Origin of the sequence: Paenibacillus sp. Soil522 (assembly GCF_001428245.1) — a bacterium.
GTDB lineage: Bacteria > Bacillota > Bacilli > Paenibacillales > Paenibacillaceae > Pristimantibacillus.
Genome location: NZ_LMRV01000013.1, coordinates 138,515 through 157,677, shown reverse-complemented (window position 1 = coordinate 157,677; position 19,163 = coordinate 138,515). Strand labels below are relative to the sequence as shown.

General features: G+C 47.9%; 19 protein-coding genes and 1 pseudogene. 19 read left to right on the top strand and 1 reads right to left on the bottom strand.

The window, feature by feature from the left end; genetic code table 11:
* The first annotated feature begins 24 nt into the window (after positions 1–24).
* The 18 genes and pseudogenes from ASG81_RS03655 (at position 25) to ASG81_RS03575 (ending at position 17,884) form a co-directional block, all read left to right on the top strand.
* Positions 25–771, top strand: coding sequence for a YveK family protein (locus ASG81_RS03655; protein ID WP_056629309.1), 747 nt, complete (start codon positions 25–27; stop codon positions 769–771).
* Entirely contained in the window at positions 752–1,420 is a 669-nt protein-coding gene (locus ASG81_RS03650; RefSeq protein ID WP_056629307.1) for a CpsD/CapB family tyrosine-protein kinase, read from the top strand. The genes ASG81_RS03655 and ASG81_RS03650 overlap by 20 nt, the downstream gene beginning before the upstream one ends.
* A gap of 207 nt (positions 1,421–1,627) precedes the next feature.
* A complete protein-coding gene (locus ASG81_RS03645) occupies positions 1,628–2,365 on the top strand; it encodes a YveK family protein (RefSeq protein ID WP_056629306.1) in 738 nt (245 codons plus the stop codon).
* Between the two features lie 121 nt (positions 2,366–2,486).
* Positions 2,487–3,128 (top strand): sugar transferase, encoded by a 642-nt coding sequence (locus ASG81_RS03640; RefSeq protein ID WP_235548720.1) that lies wholly within the window; start codon positions 2,487–2,489, stop codon positions 3,126–3,128.
* 2 nt (positions 3,129–3,130) lie between these two features.
* Positions 3,131–4,039, top strand: a complete 909-nt coding sequence (locus tag ASG81_RS03635) for a glycosyltransferase (protein ID WP_155971165.1) — start codon at positions 3,131–3,133, stop codon at positions 4,037–4,039.
* A 4-nt stretch (positions 4,040–4,043) separates the two neighbouring features.
* The gene (locus tag ASG81_RS03630) at positions 4,044–5,411 is read left to right on the top strand and encodes an O-antigen ligase family protein (protein WP_235548717.1); all 1,368 of its coding nucleotides are present in this window, start codon (positions 4,044–4,046) and stop codon (positions 5,409–5,411) included.
* A 17-nt stretch (positions 5,412–5,428) separates the two neighbouring features.
* A complete protein-coding gene (locus ASG81_RS03625; RefSeq protein WP_056629376.1) occupies positions 5,429–6,196 on the top strand; it encodes a WecB/TagA/CpsF family glycosyltransferase in 768 nt (255 codons plus the stop codon).
* Positions 6,189–7,136 carry a glycosyltransferase family 2 protein gene (locus tag ASG81_RS03620; protein WP_056629303.1) on the top strand — a complete coding sequence of 316 codons (948 nt, stop codon included), beginning with the start codon at positions 6,189–6,191 and terminating at the stop codon, positions 7,134–7,136. Before ASG81_RS03625 ends, ASG81_RS03620 begins: the two co-directional genes overlap by 8 nt.
* A 13-nt stretch (positions 7,137–7,149) precedes the next feature.
* Positions 7,150–8,253: a DegT/DnrJ/EryC1/StrS family aminotransferase gene (locus ASG81_RS03615; RefSeq protein WP_056629301.1), complete on the top strand. Its 1,104-nt coding sequence runs from the start codon at positions 7,150–7,152 to the stop codon at positions 8,251–8,253.
* A 22-nt stretch (positions 8,254–8,275) separates the two neighbouring features.
* Complete coding sequence (locus tag ASG81_RS03610) at positions 8,276–9,019, top strand: sugar phosphate nucleotidyltransferase (RefSeq protein WP_056629299.1); 744 nt, start codon at positions 8,276–8,278, stop codon at positions 9,017–9,019.
* 83 nt (positions 9,020–9,102) lie between these two features.
* Positions 9,103–10,062: pseudogene (gene rfbB, locus ASG81_RS32470) on the top strand (dTDP-glucose 4,6-dehydratase); the annotation flags it as partial.
* 33 nt (positions 10,063–10,095) lie between these two features.
* On the top strand, positions 10,096–11,013 hold the full coding sequence (locus ASG81_RS32465; RefSeq protein WP_268795756.1) for a glycosyltransferase family 2 protein: 918 nt from the start codon (positions 10,096–10,098) through the stop codon (positions 11,011–11,013).
* Between the two features lie 125 nt (positions 11,014–11,138).
* Complete coding sequence (gene galU / locus ASG81_RS03600; protein ID WP_056629297.1) at positions 11,139–12,029, top strand: UTP--glucose-1-phosphate uridylyltransferase GalU; 891 nt, start codon at positions 11,139–11,141, stop codon at positions 12,027–12,029.
* 51 nt (positions 12,030–12,080) lie between these two features.
* Positions 12,081–13,466, top strand: a complete 1,386-nt coding sequence (locus ASG81_RS03595) for a lipopolysaccharide biosynthesis protein (RefSeq protein ID WP_056629294.1) — start codon at positions 12,081–12,083, stop codon at positions 13,464–13,466.
* A gap of 3 nt (positions 13,467–13,469) precedes the next feature.
* Positions 13,470–14,855 carry a sugar phosphate nucleotidyltransferase gene (locus ASG81_RS03590; RefSeq protein ID WP_056629291.1) on the top strand — a complete coding sequence of 462 codons (1,386 nt, stop codon included), beginning with the start codon at positions 13,470–13,472 and terminating at the stop codon, positions 14,853–14,855.
* A gap of 275 nt (positions 14,856–15,130) precedes the next feature.
* Complete coding sequence (locus ASG81_RS31570) at positions 15,131–15,541, top strand: acyltransferase (protein ID WP_162254989.1); 411 nt, start codon at positions 15,131–15,133, stop codon at positions 15,539–15,541.
* A gap of 16 nt (positions 15,542–15,557) precedes the next feature.
* Positions 15,558–16,730 carry an SAF domain-containing protein gene (locus ASG81_RS03580; protein ID WP_235548716.1) on the top strand — a complete coding sequence of 391 codons (1,173 nt, stop codon included), beginning with the start codon at positions 15,558–15,560 and terminating at the stop codon, positions 16,728–16,730.
* Positions 16,731–16,921: 191 nt separating this feature from the next.
* Positions 16,922–17,884, top strand: coding sequence for a glycosyl hydrolase (locus ASG81_RS03575; protein WP_162254988.1), 963 nt, complete (start codon positions 16,922–16,924; stop codon positions 17,882–17,884).
* A gap of 205 nt (positions 17,885–18,089) precedes the next feature.
* On the opposite strand, the gene ASG81_RS03570 is transcribed toward ASG81_RS03575, so the two are convergent.
* Positions 18,090–18,461 (bottom strand): helix-turn-helix domain-containing protein, encoded by a 372-nt coding sequence (locus ASG81_RS03570; protein WP_056629286.1) that lies wholly within the window; start codon positions 18,459–18,461, stop codon positions 18,090–18,092.
* A gap of 111 nt (positions 18,462–18,572) precedes the next feature.
* On the opposite strand from ASG81_RS03570, the gene rfbC reads away from it, so the two are divergent.
* A complete protein-coding gene (gene rfbC, locus ASG81_RS03565) occupies positions 18,573–19,121 on the top strand; it encodes a dTDP-4-dehydrorhamnose 3,5-epimerase (RefSeq protein WP_056629284.1) in 549 nt (182 codons plus the stop codon).
* Positions 19,122–19,163 lie beyond the last annotated feature (42 nt).

Sequence of the window (19,163 nt, the reverse complement as noted above, 5' to 3'; positions counted from 1 at the left end):
TCAAGAAGAGGAAGGAGACAGCCGATGGAACTGCTCGACTATATGAAATTACTTCGGAAGCGGGCATGGTTAATTACGGTGATCGTTCTTGTTTGCAGTACGGCAGCAGGCGGACTCGGTAAGCTGCTGTTTCACCCTGAATATGAGGCAAGCACGAAATTGATCATTAATAAAGTAACAGAAGAGGCAGGCATGCAGCGTATCGATATGGATGCGGTCACGGCGAACATCATGCTGATTGGCTCGTATAAGGAAATTATGGTATCGCCCGCGATTATGGAGCAAGTGGAGAGAGAGCATCCAGAACTGCACGTAACAGCTGTACAGCTTGGTGATCGGATTAAGGTGACCTCAGCAAACAATTCACAGGTCATGACGATCTCGGTACGCGACCGCTCCTACCAACAAGCGGCTGACATTGTCAACAGCACAGCTGAGGTGTTCGAAAAGCAGATTCGTGAACTGATGCATGTGGACAATGTAAGTGTGATTCACAAAGCGGAGATGGATAACCGTCCTGCGCCAATTCAGACGAATTGGGCGATGGTTGTAGCTGGAGCTTTCTTCATATCGCTGATTCTTGGTATGGCTGTGGCACTGCTTATGGAGCATTTAGATGATAAAATCCGCTCTGAGCGAGAAATCGAACGATTGCTAGGCATTCCGGCACTAGGTGTCATTGGACGGATCAAACGCGATGCATTGAAGCAGATAGCTTCACCAACGCAAAGAAAGGTAGATGAACAATCTTATGTCGAAGCTAGCCGTTAAAACGTTTCTGTTCACGCACCTTAGTCCCATGTCGCAAATTGCTGAAACGTACCGATCGCTGCGCAACAATATCGAGTATTCAACAGCCTCCCAAGATGTGAAGACGATTCTGGTCACAAGCGCTTCTCCCCGAGAAGGGAAAACCGTTACTGCTATTAATTTAGCTACTGCTTATGCGTTAGCCGGCAAGAAGACGCTACTCGTCGATGGCAATTTGCGGCATCCGATGCTGCATCATATATTCGATCTGCAAAATCGAATTGGATTCGCGAATTTGCTGACTGACAATTATGAAATCGTCGATGTAATCCGAGATACGAATGTGAATGGGATCAGTCTCATCTCTGCTGGCTTTTCAGAGCGCTGCCCGTCTGATGTGCTGACATCAGCGCATCTGGGGATGGTGATGAACAAGCTGCGTGCTATTTACGATATCGTTATTGTGGATGCGCCTGCCGTATTCGGCGTGACCGACGCCCACCTTTTGGCGACGCACTGTGACGGTACACTGCTGGTGATAGATTCCGGTAATGTGTCGCAGGAAACGGCACTTGAGGCTAAAGCTGTGTTCGATAAAATGGGTGTGCGCTTAATCGGTGCTGTGCTCAACAACGACCGTTCCGTATCGACGAAGAAAAGTATTTATTAAAGAATGAAAGAAGCCATTCCTAAAAAGGCATGGCGGTTCGAGTTTGCATTGGAATGACGCTGGTTGATTTGATTCTGGATGTAAAAAATTAATAAATTTTCAAGGAACCACTTGACCTAGATACATTATGTATCATAAAATCGTGAGTATTACGATACAAAATGTATCCATAACAGTTTCGAAGAGTCATTAAAGGAGCTTGAAACGATGATTGGATGGAATTGGGATCGCGTATTCCGAAGCCGTATTTGGTTGATTGTGTTGCTCACAGCCGTCTCTGTGGTAACTACGTTAACGGTCGCTCAGTATCGTTTCAAGCCTGTTTATGAGGCGAAAGCGATGCTGATGCTGGTGAACAAAAAAACGCCGGTTTCGCTCGGTGAACAGCAGTTGACCTGGGATGCACTCACGACGAATATAAGGCTTGGTGCCACTTATCGGGATATATTAACCTCTCCTGCTATTTTGGGTGAAGCCGTTAAGAAATATCCTGAATGGGCGATTGACGCAAATGAATTAAGCCGCAGGGTGAAGGTGGAATCATTGGAAGGACTTCCGTTCCTGTCGCTTTCGCTGCAAGACGATTCGTATGAGAAGGCTGCCGGCATCGTGAATGGCATCGCACGGTTGTTTACGGTTCGGATCTACGATTTGATGAAAATCGATAACGTAGAAGTGCTGTATTTGGCTCAACCGTTGGCCGAACCAACACCGGTTTCTCCGAGTCTGGAGATACGCTTGATCGTTTCTTGTTTGGCTTCAATTGTGGTTGGGACGGCGGCAACGATCGCGATCCGTATGTTAGATCGAAGCATTCGCAGCGTAAAGCAGACGGAGCGGGAGCTCCATCTCCCAGTCTTGGCAGCAACGGCGGTCATCAGTAAGCGAGACTTACGCAAGGTGACCTTCCCTCGAGGCAGCAGATTGCGGCAGTTTGCCAAGTGAAACGCATTGCCGCAAACGCAATCGGGAGTTTGCTTACAAAATCACCGATAAGAGGTGTTTAACTGTGAATGAAACTAATCGAAGAAATGATGCGGAATTATTGTCGCAAGGAAATTCACTTTTGGTCGGCGTTCGAGTCGCTGCTCAACCGGATGAAACGGGGTATTTGAGAATGAAACGGCTGATCGATCTCGTGCTTTCGCTGGGGGGATTGATCATGCTGCTTCCCGTACTGACACTTATCGCCTTGCTCATTAAGATTGAAAATCCGCGAGGGCCGATCTTTTTTAGACAAACGCGCATCGGTAAGGATGAGAAGCCGTTTACAATGTATAAGTTCCGTTCCATGGTAACGGATGCCGAGAAGCTGCTCGATAGCCTTTTGAATCAGAATGAAATCCAAGGTGCCATGTTTAAAATGAAAAACGATCCGCGCATTACCAAAGTAGGCAAATGGATCCGCAAAACGAGTTTTGATGAAATGCCACAATTGTTAAACGTTTTGAAAGGAGAAATGAGCCTGGTCGGCCCGAGACCGCCGCTTCCAAATGAAGTAGCCGAATATACGGCTTACGATAAGCTGAGACTGATCGTCGTCCCTGGTTGTACAGGTTTATGGCAGGTAAGCGGAAGAAACCATGTCGGCTTCAAAGAGATGGTGGAGCTAGACTTGATATACATACGCAAACACAGTCTATGGTTCGATCTGAAAATTCTATTCCGCACCATTGGTGTGATGGTCGGGTCCAAAGGGGCGTTCTAGTCATGCTGAAACAATTATCTATTGTTATTTGCACGTATAATCGTGCCCCTCTGCTGGAGAGAACACTGCTTGCTCTACGGGAACTTAAACGGATTGAGGAAGCAGAGGTAATCGTCGTGGATAACAACTCGTCCGATGACACTGCTGTGGTCGTTCGCTCCTGTATCGAAAGATGTCGTGGACAATTGGATATCCAGTATGTGCTTGAACGTAAGCAGGGGTTGTCAGCTGCCCGCAATACGGGAATCAAGGCGGCCTGCTCCGGTATTATCGCTTTTCTGGATGACGACGCAATTCCGGTACACGGCTGGATCCATGCGATTTTGGAAGCTTTTGAACAGGATCCTCGTACGGCCGCCGTCGGTGGTATCGTGTATCCGAATTTCGAAACAGAACGCCCGTCCTGGCTAATTAAACCGCTGGAGCTGCCTTATACTATCGTCAATCTCGGAAGCGAGGTAAGGCCCTATCCTAAGAAGCTGTATCCAGTTGGAGCCAACATGGCGTTTCGTAGCACTGTGTTCGAGCGGTTTTCATTTCCGGAGGAACTGGGGCGCAAAGGCGAGTCGTTGACGTCCGGTGAGGAAAGTTGGCTGTTCGATCGGTTGAAGAAGCAGCGGATGTTGATTACTTACTTGCCGAGCATGACCGTGCATCATTTTATTTCTCGAGAGCGGTTGACGAAAGAATGGATTGCCAAGAGGTATTATTATCAGGGCTTATCCTATGCGTTTGCAAGTCGGACTACAGCTGCCAAGCTAAAATTGGTTCTGTTAACCTGCATGAAGGCTGTCTACGTTTTTGGCGAGTTGTTACTCTCGCGTAGCGAGGGGAGTCGGTTGCTCGTACAGTGCAGACGTGAAAGCATTCGGGGCACGTTCAGCAACTTGAAATTTATTAACAGGAGTTAATTATATGGGAAAAAGAACGTTTGCGTGGAACGGGGGGATGCCACTGCCGCTGCTTCTTTCTTGTCTCGTGCTCTTGGGGCTGACAATTGGATTTGCATCAGCCGCACAACCGCTGCTGGTTGGGATCGGCATTCTCGGTATTATCGCCGTTTTGGCAGCGGTGGCGAAGCCGAGTCACACAGCGGATTTCATACTGCTTTCAGCGGCGCCTTCCATTCAATATATTGTCCATTTGAATGTAGGTGGTCTTGATCTGCTATCTTTCTACAAATTTGCCATTCTGCTGCTGACGATACCGGCCATGCTCGTTTATGGTATTCGCATGAAGCTCGTTTATCCGATCGTGGCATTGGGACTTATGGTCATCATTACGTACACAGGATCGTTTTGGCCTGATAATTTGGAGCGAATGGCGCCGATTAAAGCATTCATAGGTCTCGTAATTCCTTTTGTATACTTGTTGATCAGGTGGAAATCTTCCTCGGCGGAGCGGCAAATCGTGTTGCTTCCCATGCTTGCTCCAATATCGATTGCGCTTGGATCGCTGCTGCATGCAGCAGGCGTACACCAGTTCTATGTGATTGAATTTACAGGCGCCTTCCGGGTACAGGGGGCAAACATCCCACCTCACCTCGCTATGCTGGCGTTTCTCGGCTTTTTGATCTCTTTAATTGAAATCAAGCGGAACCCCACGCGGTATAAATACTTTTACATGATGGCTGGCCTGAACTTTTTCATTTTGTTAGCTACGGGAACTCGGGGACCGCTGATTGCTTCCATTGTGGTTGTTCTATATTACTTATACGACTTGATCAAACAATATTTTCGCGGGAAAGTACTGTTGATTATCCCTCTAGCCGCATTCCTCGTTGTGGCGATCGCAGCAGGATACATGCAGTACGACAATTTGAAGAAACGTTCGCTCGAGAGGACCGATGCCTCAGGCATCGATTTATCTGGCCGGGCGGAGGCGTGGGAATTTTTTCTCAAGGGTGCTGAGAAATCACCGGTGTTCGGACGTGGCCTCGGCTCCTCTATAGTCGCCAATGACGGATCCATCTATGAAGGGTTTGTCGTTCCCCACAACGAGTATATCCGCTTTTATTACGACAGCGGTATCGTTGGAGCATCCCTTCTGTTCCTTGCTCTGTTGGTGGTTTTCGTCTCTGTTTTCAAGGTGCTTCCCCGGGGCGTTAAGCCTTATTATGCAGGACTTATAATTGGCTTTTTCGTGTATTCCTTCTCGGATAATACGCTTTCGACGATTCAAATGATTTTTCCGTTTTGCTGGTATGTCAACAACCTGGATATTCTGCACAGTTCTTCTGAGGGATCCACCAAATCTATTACCCAAAAAGAAGTGATTCTATGACCCAGAAAGCACAATTGATATCTAAAATCGAAATGTTCGGCGTTTCCTTTGATAATTACGATTTTGATGATCTGCTCTTGTTTCTGGATCGGTCCATTAGCGAGCGGCGTCCAGCTTATTTGCTAACCTGCAATGTTGATCATCTCGTGAAACTACAACAGGATGACGAGTTCCGTCGTATTTATACGAAGGCGGATGCGGTAGTTGCGGACGGAATGCCCGTTTTATGGGCTTCAAAGCTTCTGCGTAGACCATTGAAGCACAAGGTATCTGGGTCCGATCTATTTGATCGTCTCGGCAAACAATTAGCCGAGAGACAATACCGCTTGTTCTTCCTTGGCGCATCGGATGGAATTGCAGCGGAAGCCGCTCGCAGGCTAAGGGAACGCTATCCAATGATTCGTATAGTCGGCTGCTACTCGCCTTCATACGGTTTCGAGTCGAACGAGTTGGAAAACGTGCATATTGTGAACATACTGCGAGAAGCGGCCCCCGATATTTTATTTGTCGGAGTCGGCGCGCCTAAGCAAGAGAAATGGATTTATAAGTATTACCAGTCATACCGGATTCCTATCTCCATTGGGGTTGGCGCCACTTTTGATTTTTTGTCCGGCAACGTGAAGCGGGCGCCTAGGTTGCTTCAGCGTGTCGGGCTAGAATGGTTCTGGCGGTTATGTCAGGAACCAAGAAGGTTGTGGAGAAGGTATTTGGTTGAAGATATGCTGTTCGTAAAAATGCTCTTATTGGAATTGGCCAAAAGGAAAGGTGGAGGATCAAATGTTTAACGAGTCAATGGAATTCGTCCAGCGTGATTCGGACTCCAAACCGCTCATATCCGTCATCGTCCCGGTATATAACGGTGAGAAGTATATTGAAGAGACAGTATGCAGCGTGTTGAAACAGGATTACGATAACATCGAGTTGATCGTCATTATCGACGGTACGAAAGACCGCACTTCCGACATACTGAATCCTTACGTAGAGCAAGGAAGGCTGAAAGTGCTCGAGCAGGAGAATATGGGCGCTTCAGCGACACGCAATAAAGGAATGAAGCTCGCTAAAGGCGATTATGTGCTTATGCTCGATCAAGACGATCTGATTGAGCCGACGCTGCTCAGCAAGGCGCTTCAGCTCGCTCAAGCTGCGAAAAGCAGCGGGGTGGTCGTCAACGGGCAGCTGATCGATTCGCATGGAGCCGTTATCAGGCGAATGTACCGATTCCGAAAGCCGACGCTCAAGCTTAAGGATATGCTTTGCAAAAATCAGATTTACACCACGTCGCAGGTGCTGTTCGACCGCCAGAAGGTTCTTCTGCTCGGCGGACTGGATGCACAAAATGCAGGCATCGCAGACGATTGGGACTTGATGCTGCGTCTCGTTCTCTCAGGCGGGAAGCTGGATTTTCTGGATGAAATGCTAATGTCCTACCGTATTCATGATAGCAACGCCTCACGTAATTTAGACCGAATGCTGACCTGCGAATTGAATGTTCTGGACGGTAAACAGGGCAGGGTTAGCGACGGCCAAATCCATAAGATGAAAAGCTACCGGTATTTATATCACGCTTTTCGCTTGGCAGGAGCGAAGTCTGAGCTGGCGCTTACAAAAAAGTCACTCGGCAATGCGCTTGTACACAATCGTAGCTTACTGCTGCAGCCTCGGTTCTACGCATTTGCTTGCTATATCTTCTATCAAGGGATGAGAAGTTCAAAAACTTTGAAATAGGGATGATGACTATATGATCCAGGTAACGAAAACCTATCTACCCGATATCAAGAAATATATGTCCTATGTTGAGAAGATCTATGAATCAGGAAGGCTGACGAATGGTGGACAATTTGTCGAAGAGCTCCAGTCTAGGCTTGCGGCATATTTGGGAGTTAAGAATCTGCTGCTCATGACCAATGGTACGCTTGCGCTGCAAATTGCTTATCGGGTGCTGGGGCTCAAGGGGGATGTTCTGACAACTCCATTTTCGTTTGTAGCAACTACTAGCTCACTAGTGTGGGAAGGATTAAATCCGGTGTTTGCGGATATCGATCCGGAGACGATGAACATTGATCCGAAACAGCTTGAGGAGCGCATCACGCAGAATACAACCGCGATCGTCGTGACACACGTATTCGGCAATCCATGCGAATTGGACGAAATTAACCGGATCGCGAGGAAGTACGGCCTGCGGGTTATTTATGATGCGGCGCATGCCTTCGACGTAAAGTATGGGAATCAGAGCGTCTTGAACTTCGGAGACGTTTCGATGGTTTCCTTTCACAGCACGAAGCTATTTCACTCCATAGAAGGAGGAGCGCTTGTCTTTAGAGACGACGCCATGTACGAGCGGGCGAAAAGGGTGATTAATTTTGGCATCGATGACTCACAGAACATTCAAGAGCTGGGCATTAATGCCAAAATGAATGAATTTCAAGCAGCGATGGGGCTGTGTGTACTCGACGAAATAGAAACCATTAAAGCAAGCCGGGCTTTGCGCTACCGCAAGTACGTCCAAAGCCTGAGACACATCGCCGGTGTATTCCTTCAGAAGTGGAATAAGAACAGCTCGCAGAATTATAACTATTTTCCAATCGTTTTCGAATTGGAGGAGACAATGCTTCGTGTACTTGAGCAGCTTAATGCTCTGCAGATTTATCCAAGACGCTATTTCTATCCGTCTCTCGATTTGATTCCTTACGCGCAGGGTGATAGGCCGATGCCGATATCCCGCGATATTGCCGGACGCATACTGTGTTTACCTCTTTATCATTCACTGGAAAAGAGCACACAGGATATTATTATTCAAACAGTAAGAGAACAGGCTTTATCTATTAAAAGGGCGGTTTATTAATTCGCCGGGAGGAGTGGGGAAAATGAAAGGGATCATTCTGGCAGGCGGCACGGGCTCAAGGCTTTATCCGCTCACAAAGGTTACGAATAAGCATCTGCTACCGGTTGGTAAATATCCGATGATTTATCATGCGATTTACAAGCTGAAAGAGGCTGGCATTACAAATATTTTGATTGTCACCGGGCGTGAACATATGGGGAGTGTCGTTAATTTGCTCGGCAGCGGCTCTGAATTTGAGGTCACTTTCTCCTACAAGGTGCAGGATGAAGCCGGAGGAATCGCACAGGCACTTGGACTTGCGGAAACATTCGTCGGCGATGATCTGTGTACGGTCATTCTGGGTGATAATATATTTTTTGACAACATCACTCCGTATGTCGCTTCCTTCAATGGTGGCGCCAAAATATTACTCAAGCAAGTAGAGGATCCAGAACGCTACGGCGTAGCGGAGATGCAGGGTAAAATCATTGTTTCGATTGAAGAGAAGCCCAAAATACCTAAAAGCAGCTATGCGGTGACGGGTGTTTACATGTTCGATTCCCGGGTTTTCGAAATTATCCGAACGCTGAAGCCGTCGGGTCGCGGTGAGTTGGAAATTACCGATGTGAATAATGCTTACCTCCTGCAAAAGCAGCTGCAGTTCGATGTACTGGACGGCTGGTGGACAGATGCCGGCACGCACGAATCACTTTCGTATGTGAACGATTTACTGCGCAGTCACGCTTACGACTTGGCATTTGACAAGAGACTTTTAATAGCAAAATGATCAGCAGCAGTTTTTATCTTTGAATCGCCTGAAACGATAAATTGCGCTCAAGCGCATTAGAGAGAGGTTGAAGAGGTGTGGATATGAAACTGCTTGTAACGGGAGGGGCCGGCTTTATCGGCAGCAATTTTATTCGGTATATGTTGACACGCTATCCGAAATATCAGATCGTGAATCTGGATTTGCTCACATACGCCGGAAACTTGGCCAGCTTGGCCGATGTGGAAGTGGATCCGCGATATACCTTTGTTCAAGGCGATATAGGCAACCTTGAACTCGTCTCGAAAGTGATTGATGAACACAGGATAGACACAATCGTCAATTTTGCTGCAGAATCTCATGTGGACCGTTCCCTCAGGGATCCGAGCGTATTTGTTCGGACAAATGTGCTGGGTACACAGTTACTGTTGGAAGCGGCGAAGAACGGAGGTATCCGCAGGTTCATTCAAGTATCGACTGATGAAGTATACGGATCGCTTGGGCCGGAAGGCTATTTCACTGAAACGTCGCTGATTGCGCCCAATAGCCCTTATGCAGCCTCTAAGGCGGGGGCTGATATGCTAGTGCGTTCCTATCATGAGACGTTCGGACTCTCTGTTAATATTACCCGCTGCTCCAACAATTACGGTCCATATCAATTCCCCGAAAAGCTAATTCCACATATGATCACGAACGCGCTCGACGGAATTCCGCTGCCGGTATACGGCGACGGCTTGAACGTCCGTGATTGGCTGCATGTGACCGATCATGCTTCAGCGATCGATGCCGTCCTGCATCGCGGACGCGATGGCGAGGTGTATAACATTGGCGGAAATAACGAACAGAAGAATATAGACATCGTGAAAGCGATCCTGAAGCAGCTCGATAAGGACGAATCGTTGATCCGCTATGTCGAAGACCGACTCGGTCACGATCGCCGCTATGCGATCGATCCGAGCAAAATCGAGATGGAACTCGGTTGGCGGCCTGAGATAACGTTTGAGACAGGACTGGAAGAGACGATTCGCTGGTACGTCGATCATTCACATTGGTGGCGCAGCATTTCGAGGCTGCCCCTTGAAAAAGGAGCGGACCTCTTGAAGCAAGACGAAGATGCTCCTCTCGTATCTGTAATCATCGCCTTATATAACGGGGTAACATTCATCCGGGAAACGCTATACAGTGTGTTCAACCAGACGTACCTGAACTTCGAAGTGATCATCGTAGATGACGGATCCTCAGACGGCTCGGTTGCGTTGATCGCCGAACATTTCCCTGACATCCGTGTGATACGGCAAAGCAATCAGGGGGCGGCCGCAGCCCGCAACAAGGGCTTGTCCGCAGCGCGTGGCGCTTACGTGATAACGCTGGATCAGGATGACGTGCTGAGCCCTGATTTCATTGCGAAAATGGCAGAGAGATTGGCCAAAGAACGCGTATTCGGTGTGGTTGCGAACGGTTATTACATCGATAGCGAGGGCAAACGCTTGCGAAAAATTATGAAGAGCCGCGTCAAGAGCTTTGAACTGAAGCAGATGTGTATCGTCAATCCGATCGCAACGCCTTCGCAGGTGATGATGGATCGTATTCAACTCCTTGAGCTTGGGGGCTTCGATACGGAGCTAAGGGGCAGTGAGGGGGGACCGGTAGCAGAGGATTGGGAGCTGTGGATTCGTATCTTGAAACGAAATAGGCTTGTGCTCGTCGACGAGGATCTGGTCAGCTATCGCATTCACGAAAGCAATAGCTTTAAAAAGTTCGACAAGGTGCTTATCAGTGAACTGAAAATCGTCGATAAGGCGATGGCAGACGTAAGGAGCTTAAACCTGATAAAGGGATACAGGTATTTATTCTATTCGTATAAGGTAGTCAAATACGGCTCCGATTACAAGGGCGGGTTTATGGCGCTAATGAAAGCCGTAAAGTTCAACCCGAGGCTCCTCTTTCAACCGAGATGGCATTATTATACCGTTTATATAATGGCTAGTTATATTAAAGGTGGATTTTTTCATTAAACCAAAGGGGCGGTCGCCGTTCATGCGGAAAATGATTAGAGCACGGATTGAGCTATGTTAGGTATTTTAATATTCTCGTTGATACAAAATGTATCTACAGAAAAAAATGGAGGAGAGAAAATAAGATGCAAACTGTCCGAAAAGCAATTATTCCCGCGGCAGGACTTGGAACCCGGTTCCTTCCCGCAACCAAAGCGATGCCTAAAGAGATGCTTCCGATTATTGATAAGCCAACGATCCAATACATTGTTGAAGAAGCGGTACAGTCAGGCATCGAGGACATTATTATTGTGACTGGCAAAGGAAAGCGTTCCATAGAGGATCATTTCGATAATGCGTTCGAGCTGGAACACAAGCTGATGGAAGCAGGAAAGATGGAGCTGCTGAAGGAAGTGCAGCGGTCGGCCAAGGTGGATATTCATTATATCCGTCAAAAAGAGCCGCGCGGCCTCGGTCATGCGGTCTGGTGCGCGCGCCGTTTCATCGGCGATGAGCCGTTCGCGGTGCTGCTCGGCGATGATATCGTATCGGCCCAGGTCCCCTGCCTGAAGCAGTTGATTAACCAATATGAAGCGACCGGCACTTCGATTATCGGCGTTCAAACGGTGCCTGATGATCAGACGCATCGGTACGGTATTATCGACCCCGGGAAATCGAAGGGCAATTTATACAGCGTCAACTCATTCATCGAGAAGCCGCAACACGGTCACGCTCCTTCCAATCTCGCGATAATGGGACGTTACGTGCTGACGCCGGACATTTTCCCGTTCCTGGAATTGATGGAAACCGGGTCTGGCGGCGAAGTTCAGCTGACGGATGCCATCCAAAAGCTGAACCAACAGCAAGCGGTGCATGCATATAACTTCGATGGGATCCGTTATGACGTTGGGGAGAAGCTCGGATTCATTCTGACGACGCTAGATTTTGCTCTTATAAATAAGGAACTGCGTATGCCGCTCCTTCAGGCGATGCAGGCCATTATGGAGCGTGAAAAAGCATTAAAGCTGCTTGGTTAGTGCAGTGAGTGGCAGCATTCAACGGAATCCGTAAAAGGCAGGTGTTTGAAATTGAATAAAACAATGGCGCTGCGGACGAGAGGGGCTGCTTCGCAGCTGCAGCGGTTATGGAAAGGGGGCGATACGACATCAACCTCCATACGGGCTTTCTTCGTCTCTATACTCATTCTTGGTTTGAACATGCTCACCGGTATTCTCACCTCACGCTATCTAGGTCCGCATGGACGAGGAGATAATGCCGCAATTATTCTCTGGCCGCAGTTCATGGCCTTCGCGCTGACGTTCGGCATCCATTCCGCTGTACTCTACAACATAAAGAAATATCCAGAGGATGCCGGCCGTCTGTATACAGCTGCGCTTGTAATGAGTTGCGCGGCCGGCGCCATCGCCTGCGCAGTTGGTTATTTTTTTATCCCGGTGTGGTTGGCTGACTATTCGCCGCAGGTTATAACCTTTGCACAGCTTTCGATGGCTGCTTCGCCAGTGCTGCTCTTTAGCTTCATCAACAATGCGGTGCTTCGTGCTCGGGAGGAGTTCTGGCTGTTCAACTTGACACGTTATCTCGTTCCGAGCTTGACGCTGGTCGCTCTGCTCACGCTGGTAGCCCTGGGCAAGCTGACGCCCTTCACCTCAGCCGTTTCTTATTTGTCGGCAAATGTACCAGTCATGTTATGGATGACGGTCCGTTTACTGCGCATTTACCGCCCGAAGCTGAAAGGACTCGCTGAATCATTCAAACGAAACGTAAAGTACGGAATCGGATCGATGGGGATTGATCTGCTCGGCAACCTCGGCTTGTATATCGATCAGCTTATCGTAATCCGTCTGCTCGCATCGAAGGAGCTAGGCTTATACGTGGTAGCCGTTTCTCTCTCTCGGATGGCGAATATTTTTTCACAATCGTTATCGCTGATCCTGTTTCCAAAAGCTTCCGGCATGAGCAAGGAAGAGGCTGTGTCGATGACACTGCGGGCGTTCCGCATATCGACGTTCATTTCCCTGCTGGCGGCTGGCGCAGCCATGCCGGTTGCCTCGTATGTATTGAAGCTGTTTTACGGGCCGGAGTTCACCTCGGCGGTACAAGTGTTCCGCATTCTAATCTTTGAGGTTATTTTGCTCGGTGCGTGCATGATTTTATCGCAAGCCTTCATGGCACTCAATAAACCCGGTGTAGTAACCGGCATGTACGCGATTGGCGTTTTAGTCACGGTGCCGATGATGTACCTGCTAATTCCGATCTATGGCATTAAAGGTGCCGGTTTGGCGCTGCTTTGCGCTGGTTTTGGACGGTTCATTTATATCGTACTGCATTATCCGCTTAGCTTGAAGGTCGGGTTTCCAAAGCTGATTAGTCCTGTAGAAGATTGGAATTGGTTATCCGGTATGCTGAGCGATAAGATGAAGACCCAAAAAATAAATCGAGTGAAAGAAGTGTGAGAGATGAAGTTAGTCCTACTATCAGGAGGATCCGGCAAAAGACTGTGGCCGTTGTCCAATGATTCACGTTCAAAACAATTTCTCAAAGTACTTCGCAGCCCCGAGGGCGGGGTGGAATCTATGGTGCAGCGGGTATGGCGTCAGCTAGCTTACGCCAACTTACATCAATCGTCGTACATAGCTTCATGCCGCTCGCAGGTAGAGATGCTGCAAACGCAAATCAATGGCAATGTACGCCTAATTATCGAACCGTCTCGGCGGGATACCTTTCCGGCAATCGCGCTAGCGGCATCCTACTTGTATTCGATCGCATCGGTATCACTGGAGGAAGTCATCACGATTCTTCCTGTCGATCCATTCGTCGAAGACCGCTTCTTTGAAACGGTCAAGGAACTAGAGTCTGTTATTAAGGCTGGAGCAGCGGATATTGCATTAATCGGCGTGAAACCGACGTTTCCGTCAGAGAAATACGGCTATATCGTACAGGGGGCGGGAGAGCCGGTGGCATTACACAGCGGAATCTCGTACCGAACAGTGAGCCATTTTCAAGAGAAGCCTTCTCAGGAGCTAGCGGAAGCATTGATCGCACAAGGTGCTTTGTGGAATTGCGGTGTATTCGCCTTCAAGCTGGATTACTTGATAAACCTGTTGATTCAGAAGGAGCTTCCGATTCGTTACGAAGAGCTTGTCAATAAATATGACCAACTGGCCAAAATTTCGTTCGATTATGAAGTTGTCGAGAAGGCGGAGCGGGTAACGGCTGTGTCTTACAATGGGACATGGAAAGATCTCGGCACTTGGAATACACTGACCGAGGAAATCGCATCTCCTGTGCTCGGGAAGGGTATCATCTCTGAAGATTCCGTGAATACGCATCTGATTAACGAGTTGGACATTCCCGTTACTGTGCTTGGGCTTTCGAATGTCGTCATTGCGACGAGTCCGGACGGCATTCTGGTCACGGAGAAGTGCGCCTCTCCTCGTATCAAGGACGTCATGAAGGATATTAACATAAGGCCGATGTATGAGGAACGCCGATGGGGTCACTACCGCGTGATCGATTTCTCAAGCTGCGGGATTGAATATGAGGTGCTCACCAAGCGGACTTGTGTAACAGCCGGCAATAACATGTCGTACCATATGCATACTAGGCGCAGTGAGGTTTGGACCGTTATTACCGGCGAGGGTGAATTCGTGATGAACGAAAAGTTTATTCCGATAAAGGCGGGCGATGTACTCCAAATCCCCTGCGGCGCCAAACACAGTATCCGAGCCTTCACGAATCTGGAACTAATCGAAGTGCAGTACGGTCCGGTTCTGACAGAGGATGATACCGTCCGGCTCACAATGGATTGGAAGGATATTATGGAGTTTGCCATCCGGGAGTAGCTAGTATGTCCTCTTGCGAAGGCGAATGATTCAGGATTGGAGAGATGAACATGCTGCGGGCAAGCAAGATTCATAAGACCTTACGAAATAAGAAGAACAGTCTTCTCACACGGCTATGGTTTAAAATGATGTTTAAAAAGTTAGGCAAGAATTCTTGCATATCTGCCCCTTTCTACCCTCATAACACTGAGAATATTGAGATCGGGGAACGGGTGTTTATCGGTACGTGTGCGCGTATCGAGGCTCATCCGGTGCGGCCGGAGGATGGACACACCGTGGTGACAATTGGAAACCGGGTTGTTATGGGCCAAAATGTTACAATTTCCGGTTCAACTTCGCTCATAATCGGCGACGATGTGCTTATTGCGGGCGGAAGCTTTATCTCAGATAACAACCACGGAACGAATCCGCTTGGCAAGCCTTATCTGCATCAGCCGATTGAATCGTCCCCGACTGAGATCGGACCAGGCGTTTGGCTTGGTCAAGGCGTATCCGTGTTGGCAGGTTCAAACATCGGTGAACGATCGATTATCGGTTCCGGCAGCGTAGTGACGGGAACGATCCCGCCGTTCTGTATCGCAGCAGGCGTTCCGGCTCGTGTCTTAAAGCAATTCTGTTTCAACACCAATACCTGGAAACGCGTTGAATCCACTGCCAAAATAGCTGTTGTATCCACACAATACTAATGAGGGGGAACGTTGAATGATGGAACGTGTAAATCGTATCGGAGTTATCGGAACAGGGTTTATTTCGAAAGGTTTAGTAATTGAAATTGAGAAAGCTTACGGCTTGATGGTATCCAAAGTGTTGACCCGCAGGGTGATCGATCATTGCTCCGATTTTCCGTTGAAGGACCGGCTCACAAACTCGGTTGATGAGCTGATCGCGAACGCCGATCTGATCGTCGAGTGCTGCGGAGACGTTATTTATGGCACGAATACGATACTGCGCATTATGGAAGCGGGTGTGCCGGTCATTACGATTAATGCCGACCTTCAGGTCACAACGGGATCATACCTGGCCGGTAAAGGCTTTATTACTGAAGCGGAGGGCGATCAGCCGGGCTGCTTGGCGGCGCTGCATGAGAATGTCGTCAGCATGGGATTTAAGCCGCTTGTGTACGGCAATATCAAAGGATTTTTGAATCTGAAGCCTTCGAAGGAAGATATGTTGTACTGGGCACACAAGCAGGGTCTCAATCTCGGCCTGCAGGTATCGTTTACTGATGGCACAAAGGTTCAGATCGAACAGGCGCTAACAGCTAACGGCCTCGGTGCATCGATTGCCGAACAGGGTCTAATAGGTATACCTTGCGATGACGTTCGCAGCGGCTCGGAAGCGCTCGCGTTGATGTCCAAGAACCTGGGTTACCCGATTTCCGACTACATCCTGTCGCCCAAATCACCGGCAGGCGTGTTTATTGCAGCTGAGCACGACGATCGCCACCGGGATTATTTGAAATACTTAAAGCTGGGCGACGGTCCCTTCTATACATTGTATACGACGTTTCACCTGTGCCATCTAGAAGTCGTAAAAACGATTCGACGCGTTCTGAGCGGAGGGGGGGTACTGTTAAATAACAGCGTCCGGCCGACGGTGTCGATCGCAGCTGTGGCCAAGCGCAAGCTGCAGTCTGGTGAGATTATCGAAAGAGGCGTAGGTTCATTTGAAGTCCGCGGGATTTGCGTAAATATCCAGCAGCAGCCGGACCATGTGCCGATCGGATTATTGACGGGTGCCGTGATTCGCCGACCTCTGGAGGAGGGAGAAGTGTTGACATGGAACGATGTGGATATCCCCGAAAGCATCGCTACGTATGCTTGGCAGCATATTGTGAACCAATCCGCGTATAAGGATGACCTTAGACTGGCATAGAAAGAGGAGGAAGTATGTTCTATAAGTATAAGCCTGATCGTTTGCGAACAGTCAGGCTCCTTTTCAGTAATCGCGAGGTGAGTATGATGTCCGTAAAGCTTCGGAGTTCCGAGCCGCTGGTTCGACCGTTGCTTCCAAGGCTGGTAATTATTTTATTTTTAATATGCATCTTACCGTTGGGTTCGCTGCTAGTGTCAGATGTAAAAAAAATTGAGCCTATCCATCCATACAGGTCGCCGGAAGCATTGGAGCTCTTGGACAGCTTGTATAGTATGAAAGGGCAAGGTATCCTTACGGGTCAGCATGACTTTCTAGAGAATCCGGACCAGTATGTCGAATATACGAAGCGGGTGACCGGAAAATATCCGGCTGTTCACGGCTATGAGCTGGGCGGTATTCTTGGGCAGAATGCAGAAACTATCCAAAAACAGAGAGAAAGCATCGTTCAAGATGCGATCGCTTGGAACGCCACGGGAGGCATTGTGACGATGATGTATCATGCGGCCTATCCTGGAGCTTCATTAGAGTGGAAAAATGTTCAGCGACAGACCACTCAGCAGGAATTCAACAGGGTTGTAACACCGGGTACAGAGGAGTATAAGAGTCTGATTGCCGACTTGGATAACGTTGCTATCTATTTGAAGAAGCTTCAGGCAGCCAACGTGCCGGTGCTGTGGCGTCCTTATCATGAAATGAACGGTGGCTGGTTCTGGTGGGGGAAAAAGAGTGATTACACGAAGCTTTGGTCAATTATGTACGAAAGGTACGTTAGTGTCTACGGACTTGATAATCTGGTGTGGGTATGGAATCCGAATGCGCCAAAGCCGGAATGTGACGCTTATCCGGCATATTATCCCAGATTTGATATGGTAGACGTTCTGGCCGTCGATATTTACGACAACGACTACAAACAGAGCTACCATGATGAATTGGACGCACTAGCTGACGGCAAGCCGATTGCGATTGGGGAGAATGGACAGATGCCAGGAACAGATGTTTTGGAAGGGAACCAGAACAAATACGTCTGGTTTATGACCTGGGGTGAAATGATTCATACCAAAAATACCGAGGAACAACTTCGAAAAATAATGAATAGTAACCGTGTGCTGGATAGGGATGATGCGGCCGAGTTGAGGCGAAAGCATCCGAAATGAGCAAGCAGAAACGAATGAGAAACTGAAGGAATGGATTCTTGAATACGTAATGTACAAGGATGATAACACTTTCCTCTTCCCTTCTCAGAGAACAGGAAAACCAATTAAACGTATTCGGGTATATCGGATCTTAAATGAGGCGCGGCTAAACCTGTGACTTTAAAATACATTGGTAGTCAAATGGTCCTGACGAGAAAAAAGAATCTTACTCTAGAGAACGTTCAGCCCTCACAAAAGCAATGAAACGCTTTGCCTCTTCGGGCGTTAATTTCCTTCCGTCCAACATTAAAGAAAATTTCTCCAGGATATTATCGTCCGATAACTCCAAATGATCTATAAAGTCCCTCACATTTTGGTCAAGTAATTGGTTCGGTTTATCGGTTCTGCCTAGTAAATAATCTATGGAAACCTTAAAGAAGGACGCAATTTTATTGATGGTAACATAATCCGGCTCTCTTCTAGAGGTTTCATAGTGCGACAGCGCAGCTCTCGTAATGCCCAGCTTATTAGCTAATTCCTCCTGGGTTAGCGCGTGTTTTACACGCAATATGGCAATCCTGTCACCGTATTTAGTCATCAATAGGTTCCTCACAATCATTAAGAATGAATAAAATATAGTATAGCCTCAGATCAGTCACTATTATACCAGCCTTGTGCTAGATAGCAAACAAAACGAGGAGGACTAGTAATGAACATTCAAACTACGAAATTAGAAGGCGTGTTGTTAATAGAAGTTGAGGTACATCAAGATCATCGAGGTTTTTTTATGGAGAGCTACAACAAACACAAATTCGAAGCCGCTGGAATCATCTATAATTTCATTCAAGATAACCATTCATTGTCAGTTGAAGCAGGTACGCTAAGAGGTTTACATTATCAGTTAGATCCCAAAGCTCAGACAAAGCTTGTGCGAGTTGTTGCAGGTTCTATCTATGATGTTGTGGTCGATTTACGAAAGAGTTCGCCAACCTTAGGGCAGTGGATAGGGGTTATCCTCAGTGAAGCTAATAAGCGTCAGCTTCTTGTGCCAAAAGGCTTTGCGCATGGTTTTTGTACGATTGAAAGTAATACACAAGTTTTTTATAAAGTTGATGAATATTATTCACCGGAGCACGATCGGGGAATTTTTTGGAATGACGATGACCTTGCTATTGATTGGCCGGTACGGACGCCGATTCTATCGGATAAAGATAACAAACATCCTAAGCTTACTGAAGCAGAATTATTATTTGGTTAAAGGGACCAGAGAGTGAATATATTCTAAAGGAAACTGTCGATT

Excerpts from the sequence above, each read along its gene's own strand:
- ASG81_RS03655 (WP_056629309.1), top strand. The coding sequence starts at position 25 with ATGGAACTGCTCGACTATATGAAATTACTTCGGAAGCGGGCATGGTTA.
- ASG81_RS03650 (WP_056629307.1), top strand. The coding sequence starts at position 752 with ATGTCGAAGCTAGCCGTTAAAACGTTTCTGTTCACGCACCTTAGTCCC.
- ASG81_RS03645 (WP_056629306.1), top strand. The coding sequence starts at position 1,628 with ATGATTGGATGGAATTGGGATCGCGTATTCCGAAGCCGTATTTGGTTG.
- ASG81_RS03635 (WP_155971165.1), top strand. The coding sequence starts at position 3,131 with ATGCTGAAACAATTATCTATTGTTATTTGCACGTATAATCGTGCCCCT.
- ASG81_RS03630 (WP_235548717.1), top strand. The coding sequence starts at position 4,044 with ATGGGAAAAAGAACGTTTGCGTGGAACGGGGGGATGCCACTGCCGCTG.
- ASG81_RS03620 (WP_056629303.1), top strand. The coding sequence starts at position 6,189 with ATGTTTAACGAGTCAATGGAATTCGTCCAGCGTGATTCGGACTCCAAA.
- ASG81_RS03615 (WP_056629301.1), top strand. The coding sequence starts at position 7,150 with ATGATCCAGGTAACGAAAACCTATCTACCCGATATCAAGAAATATATG.
- ASG81_RS03610 (WP_056629299.1), top strand. The coding sequence starts at position 8,276 with ATGAAAGGGATCATTCTGGCAGGCGGCACGGGCTCAAGGCTTTATCCG.
- galU (WP_056629297.1), top strand. The coding sequence starts at position 11,139 with ATGCAAACTGTCCGAAAAGCAATTATTCCCGCGGCAGGACTTGGAACC.
- ASG81_RS03590 (WP_056629291.1), top strand. The coding sequence starts at position 13,470 with ATGAAGTTAGTCCTACTATCAGGAGGATCCGGCAAAAGACTGTGGCCG.
- ASG81_RS03580 (WP_235548716.1), top strand. The coding sequence starts at position 15,558 with ATGATGGAACGTGTAAATCGTATCGGAGTTATCGGAACAGGGTTTATT.
- ASG81_RS03570 (WP_056629286.1), bottom strand. The coding sequence starts at position 18,461 with ATGACTAAATACGGTGACAGGATTGCCATATTGCGTGTAAAACACGCG.
- rfbC (WP_056629284.1), top strand. The coding sequence starts at position 18,573 with ATGAACATTCAAACTACGAAATTAGAAGGCGTGTTGTTAATAGAAGTT.